Origin of the sequence: Arsukibacterium sp., assembly GCF_018402695.1 — a bacterium.
Taxonomy (GTDB): Bacteria; Pseudomonadota; Gammaproteobacteria; order Enterobacterales; family Alteromonadaceae; genus Alishewanella.
On record NZ_JAGYIM010000010.1, the window covers coordinates 90,855 to 112,532 of the forward strand.

Here is a 21,678-nt window from a genome sequence, read left to right on the forward strand (position 1 = left end):
TTAGTCTCCTGTCTGCAGCCACAACTGAAAGGTGGCATAGCTGCGCCATGGGGCCAAAGTTGCACTGTTTGCTTGCATGTTGTCTGTCCTGGCCAGAGCTTTCTGAATGCCCAAATCACCAGCCAACCAGATATCACTGTCACCAAGGCCGCGCATTCTGGCGTAGTTAACGGTCCAGGGGCCAATTCCTTTAATACTGAGCCATTGTTCGGGGACAGCGTCAGGCTCTGCCAGCACAAATGCTGCCAGGTCGCGCAGCGTTTGTCGGCGCAGCGCAGGGACCTTAACCATCGCTAAATCACTTGCCAACACGGCATGCGGAGTGGGGAATAATCTTCTGTCTCCGGCGACAGGTTCCCCCAATGCCTGCACCAGCCGGTTAAGCTGGGTGCGGGCACCGGCTACGCTAACCTGTTGTCCCAGAATGGCTCTGACACCGGCCTCCCAACTACTCCACACCCCCGGGATCCGCAGGCCGCTAAGCAGCCCGTTGCAGAACAAGGGATGATCAGCCAGTCGCTGTTCAATTTGCAGCATATTGGCATCTAAATCCAGCAGCCGACGCAGTTGCTGCACCAGGGCGCTTAGTCCGTGCCGGCCCGGCCAATGCAAGGTTAGCCGCAGGCTACTGGCGGTTTTAGGTTGTACCTCAAACCAGCCGGCGTGTTGCAGATAATGAAAAGTCCGGCCATAGCGCTGCTCCTCAACCCAGTCGATGCCGGTCAGGGTGCGCGCCTGCCAGAAAGCCAGCATTCGTTCCCAGGCCAGTGGCGGCCGGTAGTTTAGCTCCAGTTGCAGACCATTGCCCGCAGTTTTCGGACGGTGGCGGCGAATAGCTGACGGGTTAAGTTGCAGCTGTCTGACAAAAGCATCGTTAAAGCGCCTGACACTGTTAAAACCCGCCTGATAAGCAATGTCGGTAATGGCCAGGTCAGTTTCGTGCAGCAGTTTTTTAGCAAACAGCACTTGCTGGCTCAGCGCATATTGGGTTGGGGTTAACCCCAACTGCTGTTGAAATAACTTACGCAGATAGCGGTCAGTTATGCCAAGGCGAGCTGCCAGCTCAGTTTGGCCATGGCGCTGCAAAGCTCCTTCGTCAATTAAGCGCAGTGCCCGCTGTAGCGTTGTTTGGGTGCCTTGCCAGGCGGCCGAACCCGGCGCGCTGTCCGGCCGGCACCGCAAGCAAGGTCGAAACCCCGCCTGACTGGCAGCGGCAGCAGAAAAATAGTAGCTTACGTGCTGTTCGGCCGGAGGTTTTGCCGGGCATACCGGCCGGCAGAAAATACCGGTACTGTTAACTGCAGTGAAAAACAAACCATCAAACCGTGGATCACGGGCCAGCCTGGCTTGCTGGCATACTGAACGACTTAACATAAGCGTGGTTGCCTGATACGTAATTAGCCTGAGTATACCAACAGCAGTATGAAAAACTGGCCGGATCCGGTACTAAAAGGTAATTTAATGTTAACGCAGCTTTCGTTGTATTGCAGTTAACCTGACAGCAGCTTAATATCGGATGATGTTTGTCCGGGCAGGATAACAGTGGCCAGCGAGGCCGGTAAACAGCAGGAGTTGCAATGTTAGAGCGCTTTTTTATTCAGTTAAGTACAGAGCCTGAAACCATTAGTTTTCAGCAAAGTATTGGCATTATTGACCAGATGTATCATTTTCAGCCTTGTGCTTTTAAAAATGGTGAGTTGAACAATGTTGCCGGTGAGAACATTGGTGCCTGTAAAATATTGGCGTTTGGGGCATTGCACCAACTATCGGAGCCACAGACGCTGTTTTTATTTGGTGATTATTATCAAACTGTTCTGGCTAACCCAAAAGGGGATGATCATCAGAATATCCGCAATTTTATGCGCAGCGGCTGGGATGGTATTAATTTCAGCGAGCAGCCTTTGCGCTTAAAAGAATAACGATAGCAGCAAGCGCTACTGAAGTTAACCCTGGCTGCTGACGAGGCAGCCAGGGATGAGGCGCTAACTCATCAGGCCGCGTTTTTATTGTCTTCAGGTTGCTTATCGTCTTGCTCTTTCGCTGCTTTGATTTTGTCACTGTGTGGCAGCTGATGATCTGGCAGTTCAGTGTTACCCTGTTTCAGGAAATGATCCATCCAGCGGATTAGGCGCATACCATAGTCAAGCTGGGCGGCCGCTTTCTGATTGCCATGTCCTTCACCCGGATACAATACTAACCGTACCGGCACCTTGCCATGGGTTTTCAGGTAACGATACAGCTCCATCGACTGGCTGGGATGAACCCGGGTGTCGTTTTTGCCATGCATAATCAGAATTGGCGTTCTGGCTTGCTCTGCATGGTAAATGGGGCTGCGCTCTAAGTACCACTGCCACTTTTGCCACGGATAACTGCGGGCATGCACCAGATGCATTTCATTGGCGATGTCGGTAGTACCAAATTTAGACAGGTTATTACTGATCCCAACAAACATTACGCTGGCAGCAAAATGTTCAGTTTGCTTGGTGGCGGCCCAGGCAGATGCATAGCCTCCATATGAGCCCCCGGTAATACCTACTTTTTTGGCGTCAACTAAACCGATATCGACCAGATGTTTCTTAGCGTCAACTAAGTCATCAAATTCCTTGCCGGCATAATCATTCTGCCCCAGTTTTGAAAATTCAACGCCACGGCCGGTGCTGCCACGGTAGTTGGGAAAAAACTGCATGTAGCCTTCAGCCGCCATTAATTTTACCGGGCTGGCGTAACGGTCCAGCCAGCCATCAGACATATGCGCTTCCGGACCACCATGGACGACCATCACCAGCGGATATTGCTTGTCCTTAACGTAATCAAGCGGATATACCAGCACCCCTTCCAAGGCCAGTCCGTCGCTGGCGGTATGACGGATAGTTTCTTGTTTTGGCATATCAATATCGGCCAGCCAGGGATTTGAATCAGTTTGCCGGTTTAACGCGCCACGCTGACTCAGGGCATACACCTCGTTGGGATGTTCTGCTTTATTTAGCAAAACTCTGGCTTGCTCACCGTTTGTGGCAACCACCAGCCGGGTCACTATGCCATTGCCGTCTTTTACAACAACACTGCGTTTATTATTGCGAATATTCACACGGCCTATCTCTGCCCCGGTACCGACATGCCCCAGGTAATCAAGCTCAGTATTGCTGCGCCAGGCGATATCCTGCACATGGCCCATGTAATCAGGCAGAATTTCGTTGACCTTACCAGAAGTAACATCGGCCAGCAGCAAACGACCAGCTGAAGGATCGTGAATATCTGCACTGCCGATGATCGCCAGTTTCTTGCCATCGGGAGAGAAGGCGGCTTTACCCAGCTTGCCCGTGGTGGCAAATTGTTGCACAGTGTTACCTGCTAAATTAATCAGCTGATACTGGCTCGCCATATAGTTGTCGTCAATCAGTGCCGTGGGGGCGGAGCGGATCAGGATATGTTTGTTGTCAGGTGCAAAGTTAACTGATAACACGTTCCCCTCAATCGTTACCGTTTCGGGCTTTATTTCTGACGTGGTTAAATCAGCCAGCCACAACTGGGTTAATTCAGACTCTTCCTCGTAAACTTCTGCTTTAAAACCTTTTTTGGTTAGCTGTTCTTTTGTTTTTGGCTCGGCAGGCTTGGCCAGAAAAGCCAGTTTGTTGCCGTCCTGGCTGACATCATAACCGGCGATAGCATTGCCGTGACTCAGCACCTGGCTGGCTTCACCACCATTAACGGCTATTTTATATAAGCTGGCAAACTTATCTTTACCGCGCTTACTGACAAAAAACAGTGTTTTATCATCGGGGCTGAACTTAAGGTTGTTGACCCGGACGTCACCGGTAATAAAGGGCGTTTCCTGGCCGCTCTCGGTTAACATAAAAAGCTCGCGATAGCTGCTGCCATCATCGTCTTTATAAGGGTTTCGCGGCCGGTTGCGAACAAAGGCCGTGTGTTTGCCATCTGAACTGATGGTTAGTTCAGTTACGCTTTGTACTGAGACGGTTTGCTCCAGGGTAATGGGTTTTGCTATCAGAGTGGGGCTGAACAGTACTGCGCCCAACAACGCCGGGCTGAGCAAGGCTGTTGCTACCAGCTGTCGCTGTTTTGGCGGGTTTGTTACAGGGTTCTGCATGGTTGTTCCATCCATATTGTTGTCATTGCATTAGTTTATCTGCTGGTTACAGGGTAGCAGACTATTTTCTCCAACTGGTGCGCTGTGCTATGTTGAGCAACAGTTCGAGTTGCCGAAAATGCGGAACCATTCGGCTGTCAAAACAATAATAAAATGACACAGGACGTAATATGTCTCAACCACCAACCTTTACTAATGATGCTGTCGTTCTGGGCTTGCTGGCGGTTATTCTGGGCCTGGTGTTTTACACCAGTCACAGCAGCAACCGGGCTTGTCAGGGATTTTATAAGTACATTCCCGCTTTACTGCTTTGCTATTTTATTCCATCGCTGTTAAACAGTTTTAATATTATTGATGGTGAAGCTTCATCACTTTACAAAATGGCATCTCGTTACCTGCTGCCAGCCAGCCTGATTTTGCTTACCCTGAGTGTCGATTTTAAAGCGATTCTGGGGCTTGGGCCAAAAGCCCTGATTATGTTTTTCACCGGTACCCTCGGTATTATTATTGGCGGGCCTATTGCCTTACTGAGCGTTGGTTATTTCTTTCCGGAACAGCTGGGGGGGGATGTCTGGCGTGGAATGACTACCGTCGCGGGCAGCTGGATAGGCGGTGGCGCGAATCAGGCGGCAATGAAAGAGGTGTTTGATGTCGATGGCAGCTTGTTTTCAGTGATGATAACGGTGGATGTCCTGGTGGCTAATGTCTGGCTTGCGGTGTTGTTATTTATGGCCAGCCGGGCAAAGCAAATTGATGCAGCAAACGGTGCCGACACCCGTGCTATCGGTCATTTACAGCAAAAGATAGAGCAATATCAGGCTGAAAACTCCCGTATTCCGACCATTCAGGATATTATGCTGATTGTGGCGGTAGCTTTTGGAATAACGGGGCTGGCCCATGCGCTGGCAGATATTATTGCCCCCTGGATTGGCCGGGTAGCGCCTTATCTGGAAGACTACAGTTTAACCAGTGGCTTTTTCTGGCTGGTCGTTATCGCTACCACCGTTGGTTTGCTGTTATCTCTTACTCCGGCACGTAAACTGGAGGGGGCGGGCGCATCAAAAGTGGGTACTGCATTTTTATACATTCTGGTGGCAACGATCGGCATGCAAATGGATGTAACCGCCATTATGAGTAATAAGTTGATGTTTCTGGTCGGGATTATCTGGATGCTGGTGCATGCTATTTTACTGCTGGTGGTGGCTAAGCTAATTAAAGCGCCAATGTTTTATCTGGCAGTGGGCAGCCAGGCGAATGTTGGTGGTGCCGCGTCAGCACCGGTCGTTGCCGCAGCATTTCACCCGTCACTGGCGCCGGTCGGCGTGTTACTGGCGGTATTGGGTTATGGTTTAGGTACTTATGGTGCCTATATTTGCGGCTTAATTTTGCAACAGGTTGCGCCTTAGCAATACCTGAGCATCTGTCAATAAAGGGAGTTTTCATTGAGTAATCAAGTTAAAATCGAGCCAGGCCATTGGGTACTTATCATCTTTTTACTACTGGCACTGTATGCAAGTTATTTGCTGATAGCACCCTATATTGGCCCGGTGGTGCTGGCCTTTGTCTTGTCCTTGCTGTGCTTCCCGGTGCATCAATGGATTGTCCGTAAGTTTCCCGACAAACCTAACCTGGCATCAACCCTGACCTGCTCATTGCTGGTGGTAGTGATCCTGGTGCCTGCAGCGTTAGTGGTAATGGCGATAGTGCAGCAAAGCGTTACGTTTGCCAAACAAAGCTACCAATGGGTTGAGGACGGCGGAGCGGAAAAGTTGCTGCAACAACCCTTTATTAAAAACGGCATTGACAGACTAAACGACTTTCTGCCAAACAGTGACTTTAGTATTGATGGCATTATCGATAAATTTACTGATTTTGCCTCTGGCTTTAGTAAAGAGATGTTAGATGTGAGTACTAAAGTCGTCGGTGATGTTACCGGGATGATTATCAGCTTTTTCCTGATGCTGTTTGTGCTGTTCTTTTTACTGCGCGACCATAAAAAAATTATCGAAAGCCTGTTCTGGATATTACCCCTGGCTCGCTCGCAGGAAGAAAAGCTGCTGACGGAAGCTAACACCGTTGCACGCTCTGCGGTATTAGGGACTTTTCTTACCGCATTGGCACAGGGGGCTGCCGGCGGTATTGGTATGGCAATAGTAGGTATGCCAGGCTTGTTCTGGGGCACGATGATGGTGTTTGCGTCACTGATCCCGGTTGTTGGTGCAGCATTAATCTGGGTACCCGCCAGTTTATATCTACTATTAACCGGTGACTGGCCCTGGGCACTGTTTTTAACGGTTTGGGGGGCGATAGTTGTCGGCTCTATAGATAACTTCCTGCGGCCGATCCTGATGCAAGGTACCTCAAACATGAGTACCTTGGTACTGTTCCTGTCACTTATTGGTGGCTTGCATCTATTTGGCATTATTGGCCTGATTTACGGGCCTATTATTTTTGGCCTGACTCACGTCCTGATTAAAATGTACACCATCGAATTTAGAGACTTTCTGGAAAAACAAGATAGAAGCTGATAGCTTTTTTTCGCCTTGTAGCGGAGTTAACCGGCTTTGGTCAACTCCGCTTTAGACTTTCTATGTATTTCCTGTTTCGGTTATTTAAGACAAATTACAGTATCAGTTCGCTTTATAATGCAGTACGGCTATCTTTAATTATATGTTTATAAAGAGATAGTTAATATATGCGCCGCAACCTGCCTGTTACGAATAATGAACGGACGTTTGGTAAAGATGTAAAACTGATTACCACTACTGATTTAGATAGTAAAATTTTACATTGTAACGACGCCTTTATTGAAATCAGCGGCTTTGCCAAGGAAGAATTGCTTGGCCAGCCGCACAACATAGTTCGCCACCCCGATATGCCGCCGTTAGCGTACCAAATTATGTGGGAGCACTTGAAAGCAGGCAAGCCGTGGATGGGGCTGGTGAAAAACCGCAGTAAAAATGGCGACTATTATTGGGTTGATGCTTATGTTACCCCGGTAACTGAGCATGGCAGGGTGGTGGGGTATGAGTCGGTGCGTTCCTGTCCCGATCGCAATGATGTTAAGCGGGCAGCAAAGCTATATCAGGCGATTAACGCCGGCAATTTCAAAAAGCACCAGTGGCACTTGCGCCCTGACAGCTGGTTTTTACTGGCCGGGCTGGTACTTTGCGGCCTGTTATATGCGTTTACAACTGCTGGTTGGGTCATGCTTGCGCTGGTCGGTACGTTACTGGGGTATGCAATAGTCAGTAATGTATGGCGGGAAAGGGCAATGACAGGCGTTAAAGCTTTGCTAAATAACGACTTTAAACACGAATTGGCCGTAATGACTTTTACCGACGACGAGCCTGAAATCGGTGAACTGAAAGTTGCTATTATGAGTTCAAAGGCACACTTAGGCGCTGTGCTTACCCGGATTGAAGATGCTGCGATTAATGTTGCGCGCCAGGCGAAACAAGGGCTGGCGCAGGCAGAGTCTGCTTCAGGAAAAATTAAACAGCAGCAAACTGAAACCGAGCAGGCTGCCACGGCAATGCATCAGATGACGGCTACCATTGCTGATGTGTCATCCCATGTTCAGGAAACCGCTGAGCGTGCTGAGCAATCGAACGAGCTGGCTGGGCGTAGCCGGAAAACGGCCGCGACTACCCGTAAATCTATCGAAACATTGCGTGACACCGTTAGCAATATCAGCCACTCGGTAACTGAAGTGGCGGAGCAAACTCAGAAAATTGCTAAAGTAGCGCAGATTATTGCCCAGATAGCCGAGCAAACCAATTTGCTGGCACTGAACGCCGCTATCGAGGCCGCTCGCGCCGGTGAGCAAGGCCGTGGCTTTGCCGTTGTGGCTGATGAAGTGCGTAACCTGGCCAGTCGCACCCAGGACTCCACCAAAGAAATTCATGGCATTATTGCTGAGCTTACCGCCAGAGCCAATACGGCGGTGGAAGTCGCACAGCAAGGCCGTGACGGCGCTGAGGCTGGCTTACAGCAGGTTAAAGATACTGAACAAATGCTAAATGGGATATCTGATGCAGTAGGCGCCATAGCGGCCATGTCGATTCAGATGGCGGCGGCGGTGGAAGAGCAGGCCCATGTGGCGGAAGACGTGAACCGCCAGGTTGAAAATATTTCATCGCTGGCCCATGGCAGCCTGACAGAGGCAGATAGCTCTGCCAGCACCACCCGCAAGTTACAGCAAATTGCCGGTGAGCTGCACGAGCTAGTGGTGCGGTTTAAGCGATAGAGCCATGCGACCTTTGCTGGTTTTCATTAGCTTTTCAGGGCATTATAATTGTTTTGAATGTTAGCCAGGCCAATAGCAGGTAGCAGTTTTGCAAAAAAAGCTTACGTTAAAAGCAGTGGCAAAGCATCTTGGTGTGTCAGTTGCCACGGTGTCGAATGCCTATAACCGGCCCGACCAATTGTCAGCCGGTTTACGGCAGAAAATTCTCCGTCAATGCGAGGAGCTCGGTTATCAGGGCCCCAATGCGGCTGCGCGTAGCTTACGGACCGGCCGCTCGGGTATAATTGCCATTTTATTGTCGGATACGCTGGAGTACAGTTTTACCGATCCGGTCGCCAGCCAGTTTGTCCAGGGCGTGGCTCAGGTGTTGGAACAACATGGCCAGGACTTACTCCTGCTATCCAGTCAACATGACACCCAGAGTAGCAGTGCAGAAGCGGTACCGGATGGTTTTATTTTATATGGTGTGCCGCACAGCGACGCCCAGTTAACCCGAATTTTGCAGCAGAATAAGCCGGTAGTAGCGGTAGATTTTGACTTGCCGGGCTATGTTTCGGTAAACATTGACAACTATAAGGCCGCCCTGCAATGTGCACTACATGCGATGCGCCAGCGCAGTGGTAAAGTCTCGGTACTGGGACTGCGTCTGATAGACTCTGACCGGGTTTGCCGAATTCAACATGATGAGCTGTACAGCAGTGATGCATCGATATCCCGGCGCCGGCTGGAGGGTTATCTGGCAGCGGCCAGCCAGCTTAAACGCGACTTACCGGCCAGCCAGATTTGGCAAATTCCGAAAAATACTCTGCACTTTGCCCGCATTGCCGCTTACGAAGCGTTAAGTCAACATCCGCTGCCATCTGTTATTTTATGTATGAGTGATGTAATAGCACTTGCCGCCCTGGCCGCAGCCCGCGAGTTAGGTATAAACATTCCGGAGCAGTTAGTGGTTGTCGGTTTTGACGGCATTGCCGAGGGGGAGCGCAGCGTACCAACACTGAGCACGGTGCAACAGTTCAGTACCGACAAAGGCCGCAAAGCGGCGCAGAAACTACTCAACGCTGATCTGACCGACAACGAAATTATGCCATCAGAGCTGATTATCCGGCAAAGTTGCTAAGGTGCCTTATCTTGCTGACAAGAAGCCTGCAGCCATAGCACCTGGTAGGCCGTTAAAGAAACTGCGGTTTCGCTGCTATACGATTGTTGACCTAAGCAATCGAAATAATTGCCTTCAGCTGCAAATGGCAGATTGTTGAGCACAACACTTTGTTGCTGTTCCGAGAAATTAGCCAGCACCAGTAAACTATCGCTTGCTTGCTGCCGTTTATAACAAAACACGTGCGGGCTGCCACTGTCATAAAATTCGGTTCTGGCAGTGGCGAGCAGCGGTAACTGACGCCGCACTTGCAGCAACTGTTGTAAGCCCTGAAATACTTTTCCTGAAATTGTATCAGCTTGCCCGGCTTTTAATAAGGTTGTATCACTGACCGCCACCCGGTTAACCCAGCGGCTGTCGTCTTTTTTTGCCGGATCATCAGAATAGCTGTAGTCATTTAACACCCCCAATTCATCACCCAAATACAGTAGTGGGATCCCACCAATGCTGAAAATAATGGAATGCAGCAGCATAATTCGTTCAATGGCGCGTTGTTCGCCCAGCCTATCGTTGTTTTCTAAGGCTTGCTCCAAGCCAACCAGTGACGCTAACATGCCTGCTACCCGGCAATCACCGGTTTCTGGATTCTCCGCAAAAGGCACGCCGCTGGCAAAGCTGCCGGCAAAGTTGCCGGTATAAAATTGGTTTAAAAACTGACGGTGATCAGTAGGGTTAATGCCCAGTTGCCAGGCTACATTGTCATCAAAGGTCCAGCCAATATCATCATGACAGCGGATATAATTTACCCAGCTGCATTGCTCAGAGATGGCAAACTTTCGTTTTAACGACTCTGTCATCAACCGCACTTTGCGGGTGGCGAGGCTGTTCCAGAGCATCGCCATCAATAGCGGGTTATAAGATAACTGACACTCTTGCGGTGAAATGTATTTTACCACTTCATCCGGGTGAACTATCGCTTCAGATTTAAACAACAAGCCAGGTGCGGCAATTCTGGCAACTGTGTTAAACGCCTGAATAATCGTATGGGCTTTATCCAGGTTTTCACAGCTGGTGCCCGCTTCTTTCCAGACAAAGGCCAGCGCATCCAACCGCAAAATCTGTACGCCCTGATTGGCCAGAAACAACATTTCTGCGGCCATGGCGTTAAATACCGCTGGGTTGGCGTAGTTTAAATCCCATTGGAAGCTGTTAAAGGTGGTCCAGACATATGCGTTTAGCGTGGGTTCATAGGTAAAACAACCGCGGCGAATTTGTGGGAAAATTTCCCGCAGCTGCGGCTCAAACTCTGCCTTTTGCTGCTGGTCAAAAATAAAGTAGAAGTCCTGGTAATCAGTGTCACCTTGTTTGGCACGCTGCGCCCACTGGTGCTCATCTGAGGTATGATTAAAAACAAAATCCAGTACCAGACTAATGCCGGCTTGCTTGAGGGCTTGGGCCAGTTCGGCCAGTTGCGCCATGTTGCCCAGCTGTGGCGTGACGGTGCGATAATCTGACACCGCATAGCCGCCATCGCTGTTGTGTTCAGGTGCTGTAAACAGCGGCATCAGGTGTAAATAGGTCAGGCCTAACTGCTGAAAGTAGGGGATTCGTTTTTTTAAACCGGCCAGATCGCCACCAAACAAATCAACATAACAGGCACCGCCCAGCATGTGTTCACTGGCAAACCATTGTGGTTGTTGCAGATGCTGCTGATCAGCCTGCTTTTGCCAGGTTGGCCGTTGCCGGTAGCTGGTTGCCAACTGCCGCAATAACTGCTCCAGATAGTAATAGCAGTCATAACGGCTTTGATATAACGGCAGATATAGCGCCAGCAGATCTGGCAGATAAGTTTGCAGGCGGCAATGAAAATCCGGCCAGCAGTCGTGGCTTAACCGTTTCAGATCTTTACTTAATCGCTTAAGTATTTTACGACTTTCCCGCTGCAGTTGCTCTGGTGTCATTATCCGCAATACCTGTTAATTTGGCTGCCATTCGGCCAGTTGTTAAGCCTAATGAAATGCTATTTTAACTGGTTTTGCAAGCTTTCTGGCTAATTATTTAAAATAAATCGCTGTTGAATATTTACACTGCCTGAATTATGTTCTAACTTAACTTAATCGTTTAAGTTAGCGATTAACAAAGTCATGCAACGACATGAGGGTTAGCCCACAAAACCAAACGGGTACTAACTGCATAAAAACAGCAACAGGACAAAGGGTAATAATAATGAATAAGCCGTTAAAACCAACGCTGCTGGCGCTGGCTGTGGCAGCAGCGTGCTGCCAGCAGGTTAGTGCACAAAGCAATGAAGCGAATAATGAAACCGCAATTACTGAGCGCAGCCAGCCACAAGATAAGCTGGAGCGGATAGTGGTAACCGGGGTACCGCGTTCAACCACAGTGCTAGAGTCAAGCACCTCCGTCAGCAGTGTGCTGCCCGTTGAAATTGAACGTTTTGCACCGCGCTCTACCGCCGAGGTTTTCCGGCATTTACCTGGTATTCGCGCTGAATCATCCGGTGGTGGCGGCAATGCTAATATCACCATTCGCGGTATTCCGCTGGCAACCGGTGGCTCAAAGTTTATGCAGTTGCAGGAAGATGGCTTACCGGTCATGGAGTTTGGTGACATCATTTTTGGTAATGCCGATAATTTTTTGCGGATTGACGCCAGCATTGCCCGGGTTGAGTCTATTCGCGGTGGCTCTGCATCAACCTTCGCCAGCAACTCACCCGGCGGCATTATTAATATGATCAGTAAAACCGGCGAGTTGGCTGGCGGCAGTGTCAGCCTGAGCAGTGGCTTGGATTATGACGAGTTTCGCACCGACTTTGAGTTTGGTGGCGATATCAACAATGACTTGATGTTTCATTTAGGCGGCTTTGTCCGCGAGGGTGAGGGCGCACGCGAAGCCGGTTACAATAGTGATTCTGGTTTTCAGCTAAAGGGCAATGTTACCAAACAACTTGATAATGGCTATGTTCGGGTGTATGCCAAGCATTTAGACGACAATGTGATTACCTATTTACCTAGTCCGGTCCAGGTAAAAGGCGGTGGCAACTATGGCTCGGTGGCAAATTACGACGCCAGCAGCCAAACCTTGCATACGCCTTATCAGACATCCTATGTTACCGTTGATGCCGCTGGTAACAGGCGGCAGAAGAGCTTAACCGATGGTATTCATTCAAAAGTCTCGGCGCTTGGTTTTGAAGCTGCGCTAGATTTTGATCAAGGCTGGAGTGTGCTGAATAAAATGCGTTATTCCAGTATTTCTGGTGGCTTTATCGCGCCTTTCACTGACGGTTTTGGTGAGGCGGCAGTGCTGGGTGCAGAGCTCGGTGGTGCTGGTGCCAGTGTTACCTACGCCAATGGCCCTAATGCCGGTGCTGAGTACAGTGGCCTGGCTTTTAAGAATCTGATTTTCGATGTCGATTTTGATGACTTAGGTTTGTTCGTTAACGATTTTAAACTGACCAAAAGCCTGGATAACGATATCTTAATTACCGCTGGCTTGTATAAATCACGCCAGAATATTGCCACCTCGTGGGCGTCCTGGGGGTTTTATTTACAGTCGGTGGATGGAAAACAAGCGACCAACCTCAATGTGGTGAACGACGGCATTAGCTATACCGATAATGGCTTATTTAATAATGCTGTTGTTGCTCAGCGTTTTGATCTGCAATACTACATCACTGCCCCCTATGCCAATATCGCTGCCAAAGTTGGCAAGGTGGATATTGACGTTAGTGTCCGGCGTGACTTTGGTCAGGCGCGGGGCAGCAGGGCTAGCAGTGGTGCCGGCGTACCGTTCGATATTAACGGCGATGGCCAGTTATCCCTGGTAGAGCAAAACGGCGTTGCCATTGCTGATCTAAATAACCCGCAAATTGTTAATTACGACTATAACTTTACCTCTTATTCTGTTGGTGCCAACTACATGCTGACCGATCGTCAGGCGATATTTGGTCGTTACAGCTTGGGCGGCAGAGCCGGGGCTGATCGGTTATTCGATGTTGGGGTGATCAATGCCGACGGCTCAGTCGTTGCCGGTAGTGAAGTGGATGAAGTAAAGCAACTGGAGCTTGGCTATAAGCACCGCGGCCAGGGCTATAACTTATTTGTCACCGCCTTTGACACCACGACCGATGAAATTAACTCTGAAATTACCAGCGGTGGCGTATTTCAGCGTCAGTATAAAGCTTATGGTGTCGAGTTGGAGGGCACTTATTACCTGGGCGATATCAGCATCAGTGGTAACGCGACCTGGACCGATGCTGAAATTAAAAAAGATTTAAACAACCCGGCAGTGGTTGGCAATACGCCACGGCGCCAGGCTGATTTAATCTTTTCGGTGACCCCTGAGTACAGCAGCGATAATTTTACTGTCGGTGCTAACCTGGTTGGCAGCACTGACTACTACGTGCAAGACTCGAATGAAATGAAGCAAAAAGGCTACACTCTGGTGAATCTGTTCTTTAACTACTTTTTGACCGATGATTTAACGCTCTCATTAAATATCAATAATTTAACTGATGAGTTTATTATTACTGAATCGGAAGAAGGCTTTGCCAATACCGGCGAAATTATCCGGGCCAGGCCACTTAACGGCCGGACCAGCAGTTTAAGCCTGCGCTATAGTTTCTAAGCCTTACGCTAAGTAGCCGCCGGCAATGGATGCTGCCGGCGTTTTAAAGCTCAGTCGGCACTGTGGTGTCACTGCGATAAAAGAACCAGAATTATGCCAGACTTTAATTTAACCCTGCTGGATTTGCTGCTGATCCTGTTTTACTTCGCCCTGGTGCTGTATATCGGTATTCGGGTTGGTGCCAAAAATGATGGCGGCACTGAAGACTACTTCCTGGCCGGACGCTCTATGTTATGGCCCTTCGTCGGCATCTCGTTGTTTGCCTCTAATATTTCCAGTACCACCTTAATAGGCTTGTCGGGTGATGCTTATGCCACCGGCATTTCGGTATTTAACTATGAGTGGATGGCCTCGGTGGTCTTGGTGTTCTTTGCCATCTTCTTTCTGCCGCTGTATTTGCGCTCAAAAGTCTATACCATGCCGGAATTTCTGGAGCGACGCTTTGATGCCCGCTCCCGCTATTACTTTTCCGGCCTGACTTTAGTTGGCAATATTCTGATTGATACCGCAGGCGCGCTGTACGCCGGCGGTATTTTACTGAAGCTGATATTTCCGGAAATCCCGATGTGGCAGTCTATTATGGTGCTGGCATTGCTGGCCGGCGCTTACACTATTATCGGCGGCTTAAAAGCGGTTATTTATACTGATGCCATTCAGACCGTGCTGATTCTGGCCGGTGCCATCGCCGTATCGGTATTGGCTTATCAGAAAATTGGCAGCTGGGATTCGGTTACGGCGGTGACGCCCGACAGTATGCTAAGCCTGGTGCGACCGGCCAATGATGCTACCATGCCCTGGACCGGCCTGCTTTTCGGTGTGCCTATTTTAGGTTTTTACTTCTGGTGTACTAACCAGTTTATGGTGCAGCGGGTGCTAAGCGCTAAAAACAGCCAGCATGGCCGCTACGGTGTGCTGTTTGCGGCGCTGCTAAAGCTGCCAGTGCTGTTTATTATGGTATTGCCCGGTACTATGGCGCGGGTGCTGTATCCTGATTTGCCAAACCCGGATATGGTGTACCCCACCTTACTATTTGACTTGCTGCCGATAGGTGTGTTGGGGCTGGTAGTGGCCGGTACCCTGGCTGCGCTGATGTCCAGCATTGACTCGACGTTGAACTCAGCGTCTACCCTGGTAACCATGGACTTTGTTAAAAAAGCCCGGCCACAGTTATCCGATCACAAACTGATGTGGGTTGGCCGCTTTACGGCCTTTGTGTTTATGGTGCTGGCTGCGGCCTGGGCACCTTACATTGAGAGTTTTGGCTCCTTGTTTAAATACCTGCAAACCGTACTGGCTTATGTGGCACCGCCGGTAGTCGCGGTATTTATTGTTGGCGTATTCTGGCGCAAGGCTACCGCGATGGCCGCTTTTAGCACATTTATGGTGGGCTTGCTGGCGTCGTTGTGGTTATTAATCAGCCCTATACAGGTGCATTTTTTACATGTTGCGGCGCTGCTCTTTGTTATCTGTCTGCTGACAATGTGGCTGGTCAGTTTAATCACTGTGGCACGCAATAGCGATGAAATAGCCGACTATATCTGGACAGCTCAGGGCTATTACGAGGAAAGTCTGGAGCTGGCGACGTTGCGCTGGTACCAGAATTATCGGGTGTTGTCAGTGCTGTTGTTATTTTTAACAACCAGCTTAGTGGTATGGTGGTGGTAACATGCTGAAACTACATGCTTTTGGTGAAGTGTTAATCGATTTTTTGCAAAACCCGGCGGAGCCTGCGCAGTTTCAGCGGTTTGCCGGCGGCGCGCCGGCCAATGTTGCTGTTGCGTTTAGCCGGTTAGGGGGTAAGGCGGCTTTTATCGGCATGCTGGGCCAGGATATGTTTGGCGATTTTTTATTGCAAAGCCTGGCTGAGCATGGGGTTGAGACAGCGTTTTGCCAGCGTACTGACGATGCCAAAACTGCGCTGGCTTTCGTGGCGCTGGACCAATATGGTGAGCGGCATTTTTCGTTCTACCGGCCACCGGCGGCGGATCTATTGTTCCGGCCAGCACATTTTAGCCCGGATTGCTTTATTGCCAACAGTATCTGGCATATTTGTTCTAATAGCTTAACTGAGCCGGCGATCAGTGAATCAACTTTTTACGGTTTACAGCAGGCTCGTAAAGCCGGGGCATTGATAAGTGTTGATGCCAACTTACGCCATAACTTATGGCCGGCGGGGATGGCAGACCGCCAGCTAGTAACCCAGGTACTGTTGCAGGCTGATGTAGTGAAGCTTAGCAATGATGAGCTGGCTTATCTGGCGGATGGCAACGAGCCGGCGTATTGCCAGCAGTTGTTAGATGCCGGGGTACAGTGGCTGGTGGTGACCGCTGCCGGTGCAGCGGTACGCAGCATAACTGCCTATGGCGAGCAGCAGCTGGCAGTGCCGACAATTAACGTAGTGGATACCACCGCCGCCGGAGACGCCTTTGTCGCCGGCTGGTTGTTGCAGCTGGCACAGCGGCTGGATACTTCGCATAGCCTGACAGAGCTGTTGCGCTCCAGCGACTGGCAACACGCCATTTTGCAATTTGCCATTCGCTGTGGTGCTTTTGCCTGCCAGCGCCAGGGCGCCTTTGCCAGTCTGCCACGCCTGGCTGCTAATGGTACTCTTGTTTAACTGCTGGATTTAATTGCCTGAGTCTGGCTAAGGACTCAGGCGACTTTAAACTGGCTGGCCAGTTGCTGTAACTCGGTACCCAGCCGGCTTAAATCGTTGCTGGCGGCTGCCGTCTCTTCGCTGGCGGTAGCAGATTGTTCTGCAACATCGCGGATACTAAAGATGCTGCGGTTAATTTCCTCAGCCACAGTACTTTGCTCCAGCGCGGCGGCAGCAATTTGCTGGTTCATCTGTTGAATGCTGGTTACAGCAGTGTTTATTGCCTGAATGGCATCGCCAGCATCATCTGCACTTTCCAGGGTATTATCTGCCAACCCGGAGCTTTTATGCATATTACTTACGGCGGCCTCTGCCTTTTGCTGCAAAGTGCTAATGAGTTGCTCAATCTGGCCGGTCGACTCCTGCGTGCGAAACGCCAGGGCCCGTACTTCTTCAGCTACTACTGAAAAGCCGCGACCGGCTTCGCCGGCACGGGCTGCTTCAATAGCCGCATTCAGGGCCAGCAAATTGGTTTGGTCGGCAATGCTTTTAATCACGTCGAGCACCGAGCCAATATTATTGCTTTGTTCTTTCAGCTCACCTAGTGAATTGGCTGAGGTGGTTACTTCATGTGCCAGGGCTTTTATTTGCTTAATGGTTTTTTGCACTACCTGCTCGCCTACATCTGCCTGTGTGGACGACTCACTGGCAGCGGTTGACGCCTCTTCAGCACTTCTGGCCACTTCCTGCACCGTGGCGGCCATTTCGTTCATTGCCGTAGCGACCTGTTCGGTTTCCTCTTTTTGCCGGTTAACTCCCGCTGAGTTTTGCTCGGAAATGGCAGCCATTTCTTCAGTGGCTGTGGCCAGTTGGGCAATGCCGGATGTCAGGTTATTGATCAAAGCGCGCAGACTAACGCTCATTTTCTGCATTGCCTGCATCAGCTGGCCCGGTTCATCGTGGCGGTCAGTGGGTAAATCCTCGGTAATATCCCCAGCGGCAATTTTTTCAGCCACTTGCACCACATGTTGCAACGGCGCAACCACCATCTGGGTAATAGTGACGGCGGCCAGAATACCAATAATAATGGCGATAATAGCAGCGATAATAATCAGCCACTCCAGCTGACTGGTTTCCTGCTCCAGTATTCTTAATTGGTTCTCGACTGAACGGGTGCCGGCTTCATCTGCCGCTCTTGCGGCTATAACCATTTGTTGTTCGATTGCTTGCATCTGAGCACGGTCGGCTTGAGTGTCTAATCTGGTTAACAGCGAAAGTTGTTGCTGATAGCTGGCAATATGCTCAAGCATCTGCCGCATTAACACTCTACTTTCATCATTGGTAAATGAGTTCATGCTTCGCTCACCAAGCTGTTCAGCCTGATTACTGATGTCCAGAGCTTGCTGCAGGAATTGTGGATCATTTCTTAGTAAAAAGTTTTTATCCTGATGCCGTGCTTCGCTGATCAGCAAGTTGGTTTCTCTGACGTCATTTACCACTGCAAACCGACTACTCATATTGTCCAGCGCGTTATAGCTGACGACGGAGCTGATTAACAGAATAACTAATACCAGGCCAAAGCCGGTTAGTAATTTTGCCCGGACACTCAGGTTCTGGGTAAGGGTTGAAATAGCAGACATGGTGGAGGCCTCACTTAAATATTGTTAGCATTTACAGGGATGCTCCTCTGATTTTTCAGGAACGATGAATCGTTACAGCTGTGTTAGTAAGCTTAAATGTTAAGCTAGCTAATGCAAGTTTTTGGCGGTACGGGTCAAAGTTGTGTTGTGATGCAGAGTAAAGAAAGGCCAGCAAATGCTGGCCTTGATTTATACCGGAATGCAGAATGCAGCTATACGCTGATATTTATATTCTGGCCGATATTGCCTACTGGTGACGCGGCGGATGTTTGCTCAACCGTTTGCATCGCACTTTGTACCAACATATTGGTCATCTGCGCTTGCTGGTTTTGCTGTTTTTTCGCCATAACGGCACCCAGTACTTCAAAACTCTGAGCAGTTGCCAGAGCACCAACGGATTGACTCATAGTACCTCCTATTAACAATACGTCAGCCCTGTATCGGCCGTAAGGCGGAAAACTTTAGGCATTTTTTTGCCGTGTTTGCGAATTTGTCTAAATTCAGAAAAATGAATGCCGCCCGTTGCAGCGGGCGGCATTCCAACTTAGCGCGGAGTGACTCATTTCTCCAAAGCGTTAAGAAGCCTGTATCAGCGCAGTTTGCTGCGCCTTAATTTGAGAGTGTGATAGAGCAGGGGTCATCGCTGTACCAGCAGGTTGCAGCGGTTTGTAAGAACGCACAGGCCGGGTCGGGCCTTTTTTAACTAAACCTTTATAAAGCGGCTCTGGTTTTACTGTCGGTTTGCCTAAACGCTGAGCCAGCGCATGTTTTAAATCTGCTGCTGTGTAGCCTGCTTTAATTTTAATTCGCAAGTAAGGCAGACCAGCTGCCTCCAGTGCACCGCTGACAAACCAGTCTGGTGCCGCTTTATGACCGTCTTTATTGCTGTTATTAACTAAATCTAACACGGCGATAACCCGCAGGTCATCGGCCGAACATAAAACAAAATCCAGATATTTGGCATTTAACTTTACCAGGGTGCTGCGCCGGGCTTTTTCGTTAGCGTTTTCTTTGACTTCAATTAAGTCGGCAAGTTTTATCCGGTTTAGTATTTTATACTCTCCTTCAACCGCTTTCTCTAGTAAGTTTTGAAACGAGCGCTCGACCGGGCTGAATAAGCTGCTGCGTCTTTGCACCTGAAACGGGTTACTGTTATCAATAAAGCGACTGGCAACCATAGCCACCAGCACCACCAGTGCTACCAGCAACAACATAATAATTTCCATGTCTACCTCCGACGATAAATTGACATACCCAGCTATACTTAAATCTTAAAGCACATCCCGTGCCATAAATTTCAGTTGCTTAGCAATTAAGGTATTGTTTTTGGTGATGCTAAGCATTTTAGCCATTAATGGCATTTATAATGTGAAAGGGCTTATAGTTAGGTTACAAAGAGCAACAACGATGAAGGTTCTGGATATGTCTGACACTACTACCCGGGCTGGTTTAACCATAACCGGTCAACTGAACAGCGACTATGATCAAATTTTAACGACAGATGCCTGTGCTTTTTTGACTGAACTGGTGCGCGAGTTCCGGCCGCGGATAACTGAATTACTGGCGAACAGAATAAGCCGCCAGCAACAATTTGATAATGGCGCCTTACCTGATTTCCTGCCTGAAACCGCAACTATTCGTGGCTCTGACTGGCAGGTCGCGCCCATTCCGGCTGATCTACAGGATCGGCGGGTAGAAATTACCGGCCCGGTTGACCGTAAAATGATTATTAACGCCTTAAATGCCGATGTAAAAGTGTTTATGGCCGACTTTGAAGATTCGCAGGCACCTAGCTGGGCCGGGGTAATAGAAGGCCAGCTTAACCTGCGTGATGCCAACCTGGGTACTATCAGTTATACCGATCCGCAAAGCGGCAAACATTATGCGTTAAAAGACAACCCTGCTTTATTAATTGCCCGGGTACGCGGCCTGCATTTATGGGAAAAGCATTTGCGGGTTGATGGTGCTCAGGTACCAGGCTCGCTGGTCGATTTTGCGTTGTATTTTTACCATAACTGGCAAACCCGTCTGCAAAACGGCTCTGGCGTTTACTACTATCTGCCAAAACTGCAAAGCCATACTGAAGCCAAGTGGTGGGATGAGGTATTCAGCTTTACCGAGCAGAAATTCAAGGTGCCGACAGGCACTATTCGTGCAACAGTACTGATTGAAACCCTGCCTGCCGTATTTGAAATGGATGAAATTCTGTATAGCTTAAAAGATCATATCGTGGCGCTTAATTGCGGCCGTTGGGACTATATTTTTAGCTATATCAAAACCTTAAACAACCATGCTGATCGGGTACTGCCAGACCGCCAGGTGGTTACCATGACCAAGCCGTTTTTGAATGCTTATTCGCGCTTACTGATTAAAACTTGTCATAAGCGCGGCGCACTGGCAATGGGCGGCATGGCGGCTTTTATTCCGGCTAAAGACGCTGCGGAAAATGAAAAAATTCTGGCGCGGGTTACTGCTGACAAAGAGCTGGAAGCCAGCAACGGCCACGACGGCACCTGGGTGGCACACCCTGGCCTGGCTGCTACTGCCAATGAAGTGTTTGCCAAATATTTAAGCGGTGGTAAGGTAAATCAGCTGGATGTTAGCCGTGAGCAGGATGAGGAAATTACCGCCGAAGAGCTGTTAGCGCCTTGCGAGGGAGAACGTACTGAACAGGGTATGCGCACTAACATTCGGGTGGCGCTACAATATATTGCGGCCTGGATCAGTGGTAAAGGCTGTGTGCCTATATACGGCTTAATGGAAGATGCGGCGACGGCGGAAATTTCGCGCACCTCGATTTGGCAGTGGATTAAGCATGGAAAAAGTTTAAGCAATGGTAAGTTAATTACCAAGGCCCTGTTTGCCGACTTTTTAGAGGAAGAGGCAAAAGTAGTGTTGCAGGAAGTAGGGGCGGAGACCTGGCAAAGTCAAAATTTTGACCGGGCGAAGCAACTGCTGCTGGACATTACCACAGCTGATGAGTTGGTGGAGTTTTTAACGCTGCCAGCTTACCAGCTCCTTGATTAACCTGAGTAAACCAAACCAAAGGCGCTGCGATTGCTGACAGCGCCTTTTTTGTTTTTGGGATTTGGCTTCACGAATAGAGGATAGAACCTCTTTTGAAGGAGCCGGGGAGTGTCTGAGCCCCTGCCGTAAGGCAACGGGCGACAAATTCGTCAGGAACGAATTTGAACAGCTTTAGCTGGCCCGTTGGGTGCAAGGCAGGAAGCCTTGCATAGTTGCCCCGGCGAGTGAGGAAGAGTGTTGTATCCGGCATGTGAGGGAGATCAGCTGCAACACCCGCCTTGGCTCGCCACAGCAACTCGCTCGCGCTTGCGCACT

Annotated in this window: 16 protein-coding genes; 9 read left to right on the forward strand and 7 right to left on the reverse strand. The window is 49.6% G+C overall.

All coding sequences use genetic code 11. The annotated features are described in order from the left end of the window. Window positions 1-1,374: an AlkA N-terminal domain-containing protein gene (locus KG631_RS04695; RefSeq protein WP_213995715.1), complete on the reverse strand. Its 1,374-nt coding sequence runs from the start codon at window positions 1,372-1,374 to the stop codon at window positions 1-3. Between the two features lie 203 nt (window positions 1,375-1,577). Here KG631_RS04695 and KG631_RS04700 point away from each other — a divergent pair, with 203 nt between their 5' ends. After that, window positions 1,578-1,919: a HopJ type III effector protein gene (locus tag KG631_RS04700; protein WP_213995716.1), complete on the forward strand. Its 342-nt coding sequence runs from the start codon at window positions 1,578-1,580 to the stop codon at window positions 1,917-1,919. Window positions 1,920-1,990: 71 nt separating this feature from the next. Here the strand turns inward: KG631_RS04700 and KG631_RS04705 are convergent, their stop codons facing one another. Beyond that, a complete protein-coding gene (locus tag KG631_RS04705) occupies window positions 1,991-4,108 on the reverse strand; it encodes a S9 family peptidase (protein ID WP_213995717.1) in 2,118 nt (705 codons plus the stop codon). 170 nt (window positions 4,109-4,278) lie between these two features. On the opposite strand from KG631_RS04705, the gene KG631_RS04710 reads away from it, so the two are divergent. The 4 genes from KG631_RS04710 to KG631_RS04725 all read left to right on the forward strand — a co-directional run bounded on the left by KG631_RS04710 (window position 4,279) and on the right by KG631_RS04725 (window position 9,477). Then, on the forward strand, window positions 4,279-5,514 hold the full coding sequence (locus KG631_RS04710) for a DUF819 family protein (protein WP_213995718.1): 1,236 nt from the start codon (window positions 4,279-4,281) through the stop codon (window positions 5,512-5,514). 36 nt (window positions 5,515-5,550) lie between these two features. After that, window positions 5,551-6,636, forward strand: coding sequence for an AI-2E family transporter (locus KG631_RS04715; protein WP_213995719.1), 1,086 nt, complete (start codon window positions 5,551-5,553; stop codon window positions 6,634-6,636). Between the two features lie 167 nt (window positions 6,637-6,803). Beyond that, a complete protein-coding gene (locus tag KG631_RS04720; protein ID WP_213995720.1) occupies window positions 6,804-8,357 on the forward strand; it encodes a PAS domain-containing methyl-accepting chemotaxis protein in 1,554 nt (517 codons plus the stop codon). Window positions 8,358-8,445: 88 nt separating this feature from the next. Further along, complete coding sequence (locus KG631_RS04725; RefSeq protein ID WP_213995721.1) at window positions 8,446-9,477, forward strand: LacI family DNA-binding transcriptional regulator; 1,032 nt, start codon at window positions 8,446-8,448, stop codon at window positions 9,475-9,477. On the opposite strand, the gene KG631_RS04730 is transcribed toward KG631_RS04725, so the two are convergent. Further along, window positions 9,474-11,417 (reverse strand): amylosucrase, encoded by a 1,944-nt coding sequence (locus tag KG631_RS04730; RefSeq protein ID WP_213995722.1) that lies wholly within the window; start codon window positions 11,415-11,417, stop codon window positions 9,474-9,476. The two genes, KG631_RS04725 and KG631_RS04730, sit on opposite strands and share 4 nt — an antisense overlap. A gap of 265 nt (window positions 11,418-11,682) precedes the next feature. On the opposite strand from KG631_RS04730, the gene KG631_RS04735 reads away from it, so the two are divergent. The 3 genes from KG631_RS04735 to KG631_RS04745 all read left to right on the forward strand — a co-directional run bounded on the left by KG631_RS04735 (window position 11,683) and on the right by KG631_RS04745 (window position 16,717). Beyond that, window positions 11,683-14,100 (forward strand): TonB-dependent receptor, encoded by a 2,418-nt coding sequence (locus KG631_RS04735; RefSeq protein WP_213995723.1) that lies wholly within the window; start codon window positions 11,683-11,685, stop codon window positions 14,098-14,100. A 93-nt stretch (window positions 14,101-14,193) separates the two neighbouring features. After that, the gene (locus KG631_RS04740; RefSeq protein ID WP_213995724.1) at window positions 14,194-15,765 is read left to right on the forward strand and encodes a sodium:solute symporter; all 1,572 of its coding nucleotides are present in this window, start codon (window positions 14,194-14,196) and stop codon (window positions 15,763-15,765) included. Window position 15,766: 1 nt separating this feature from the next. Next, entirely contained in the window at window positions 15,767-16,717 is a 951-nt protein-coding gene (locus KG631_RS04745) for a carbohydrate kinase (protein WP_213995725.1), read from the forward strand. Window positions 16,718-16,752: 35 nt separating this feature from the next. On the opposite strand, the gene KG631_RS04750 is transcribed toward KG631_RS04745, so the two are convergent. The 3 genes from KG631_RS04750 to KG631_RS04760 all read right to left on the reverse strand — a co-directional run bounded on the left by KG631_RS04750 (window position 16,753) and on the right by KG631_RS04760 (window position 19,562). Further along, the gene (locus tag KG631_RS04750; RefSeq protein ID WP_213995726.1) at window positions 16,753-18,336 is read right to left on the reverse strand and encodes a methyl-accepting chemotaxis protein; all 1,584 of its coding nucleotides are present in this window, start codon (window positions 18,334-18,336) and stop codon (window positions 16,753-16,755) included. Window positions 18,337-18,548: 212 nt separating this feature from the next. Continuing rightward, window positions 18,549-18,743 carry a hypothetical protein gene (locus KG631_RS04755; RefSeq protein ID WP_097111743.1) on the reverse strand — a complete coding sequence of 65 codons (195 nt, stop codon included), beginning with the start codon at window positions 18,741-18,743 and terminating at the stop codon, window positions 18,549-18,551. A 168-nt stretch (window positions 18,744-18,911) separates the two neighbouring features. Continuing rightward, complete coding sequence (locus KG631_RS04760; protein ID WP_213995727.1) at window positions 18,912-19,562, reverse strand: DUF2726 domain-containing protein; 651 nt, start codon at window positions 19,560-19,562, stop codon at window positions 18,912-18,914. A gap of 196 nt (window positions 19,563-19,758) precedes the next feature. Between KG631_RS04760 and aceB the strand changes: the two genes are divergently transcribed. Beyond that, on the forward strand, window positions 19,759-21,363 hold the full coding sequence (aceB, locus tag KG631_RS04765; protein WP_213995728.1) for a malate synthase A: 1,605 nt from the start codon (window positions 19,759-19,761) through the stop codon (window positions 21,361-21,363). A 67-nt stretch (window positions 21,364-21,430) separates the two neighbouring features. On the opposite strand, the gene KG631_RS04770 is transcribed toward aceB, so the two are convergent. After that, the coding region (locus KG631_RS04770; RefSeq protein WP_213995729.1) for a hypothetical protein at window positions 21,431-21,678 on the reverse strand (248 nt) is incomplete at its 5' end.

Coding starts and splice junctions, on each gene's coding strand:
- KG631_RS04695 (WP_213995715.1), bottom strand. CDS start 1,374: ATGTTAAGTCGTTCAGTATGCCAGCAAGCCAGGCTGGCCCGTGATCCA.
- KG631_RS04700 (WP_213995716.1), top strand. CDS start 1,578: ATGTTAGAGCGCTTTTTTATTCAGTTAAGTACAGAGCCTGAAACCATT.
- KG631_RS04705 (WP_213995717.1), bottom strand. CDS start 4,108: ATGCAGAACCCTGTAACAAACCCGCCAAAACAGCGACAGCTGGTAGCA.
- KG631_RS04710 (WP_213995718.1), top strand. CDS start 4,279: ATGTCTCAACCACCAACCTTTACTAATGATGCTGTCGTTCTGGGCTTG.
- KG631_RS04720 (WP_213995720.1), top strand. CDS start 6,804: ATGCGCCGCAACCTGCCTGTTACGAATAATGAACGGACGTTTGGTAAA.
- KG631_RS04730 (WP_213995722.1), bottom strand. CDS start 11,417: ATGACACCAGAGCAACTGCAGCGGGAAAGTCGTAAAATACTTAAGCGA.
- KG631_RS04735 (WP_213995723.1), top strand. CDS start 11,683: ATGAATAAGCCGTTAAAACCAACGCTGCTGGCGCTGGCTGTGGCAGCA.
- KG631_RS04740 (WP_213995724.1), top strand. CDS start 14,194: ATGCCAGACTTTAATTTAACCCTGCTGGATTTGCTGCTGATCCTGTTT.
- KG631_RS04745 (WP_213995725.1), top strand. CDS start 15,767: ATGCTGAAACTACATGCTTTTGGTGAAGTGTTAATCGATTTTTTGCAA.
- KG631_RS04750 (WP_213995726.1), bottom strand. CDS start 18,336: ATGTCTGCTATTTCAACCCTTACCCAGAACCTGAGTGTCCGGGCAAAA.
- KG631_RS04755 (WP_097111743.1), bottom strand. CDS start 18,743: ATGAGTCAATCCGTTGGTGCTCTGGCAACTGCTCAGAGTTTTGAAGTA.
- KG631_RS04760 (WP_213995727.1), bottom strand. CDS start 19,562: ATGGAAATTATTATGTTGTTGCTGGTAGCACTGGTGGTGCTGGTGGCT.
- aceB (WP_213995728.1), top strand. CDS start 19,759: ATGTCTGACACTACTACCCGGGCTGGTTTAACCATAACCGGTCAACTG.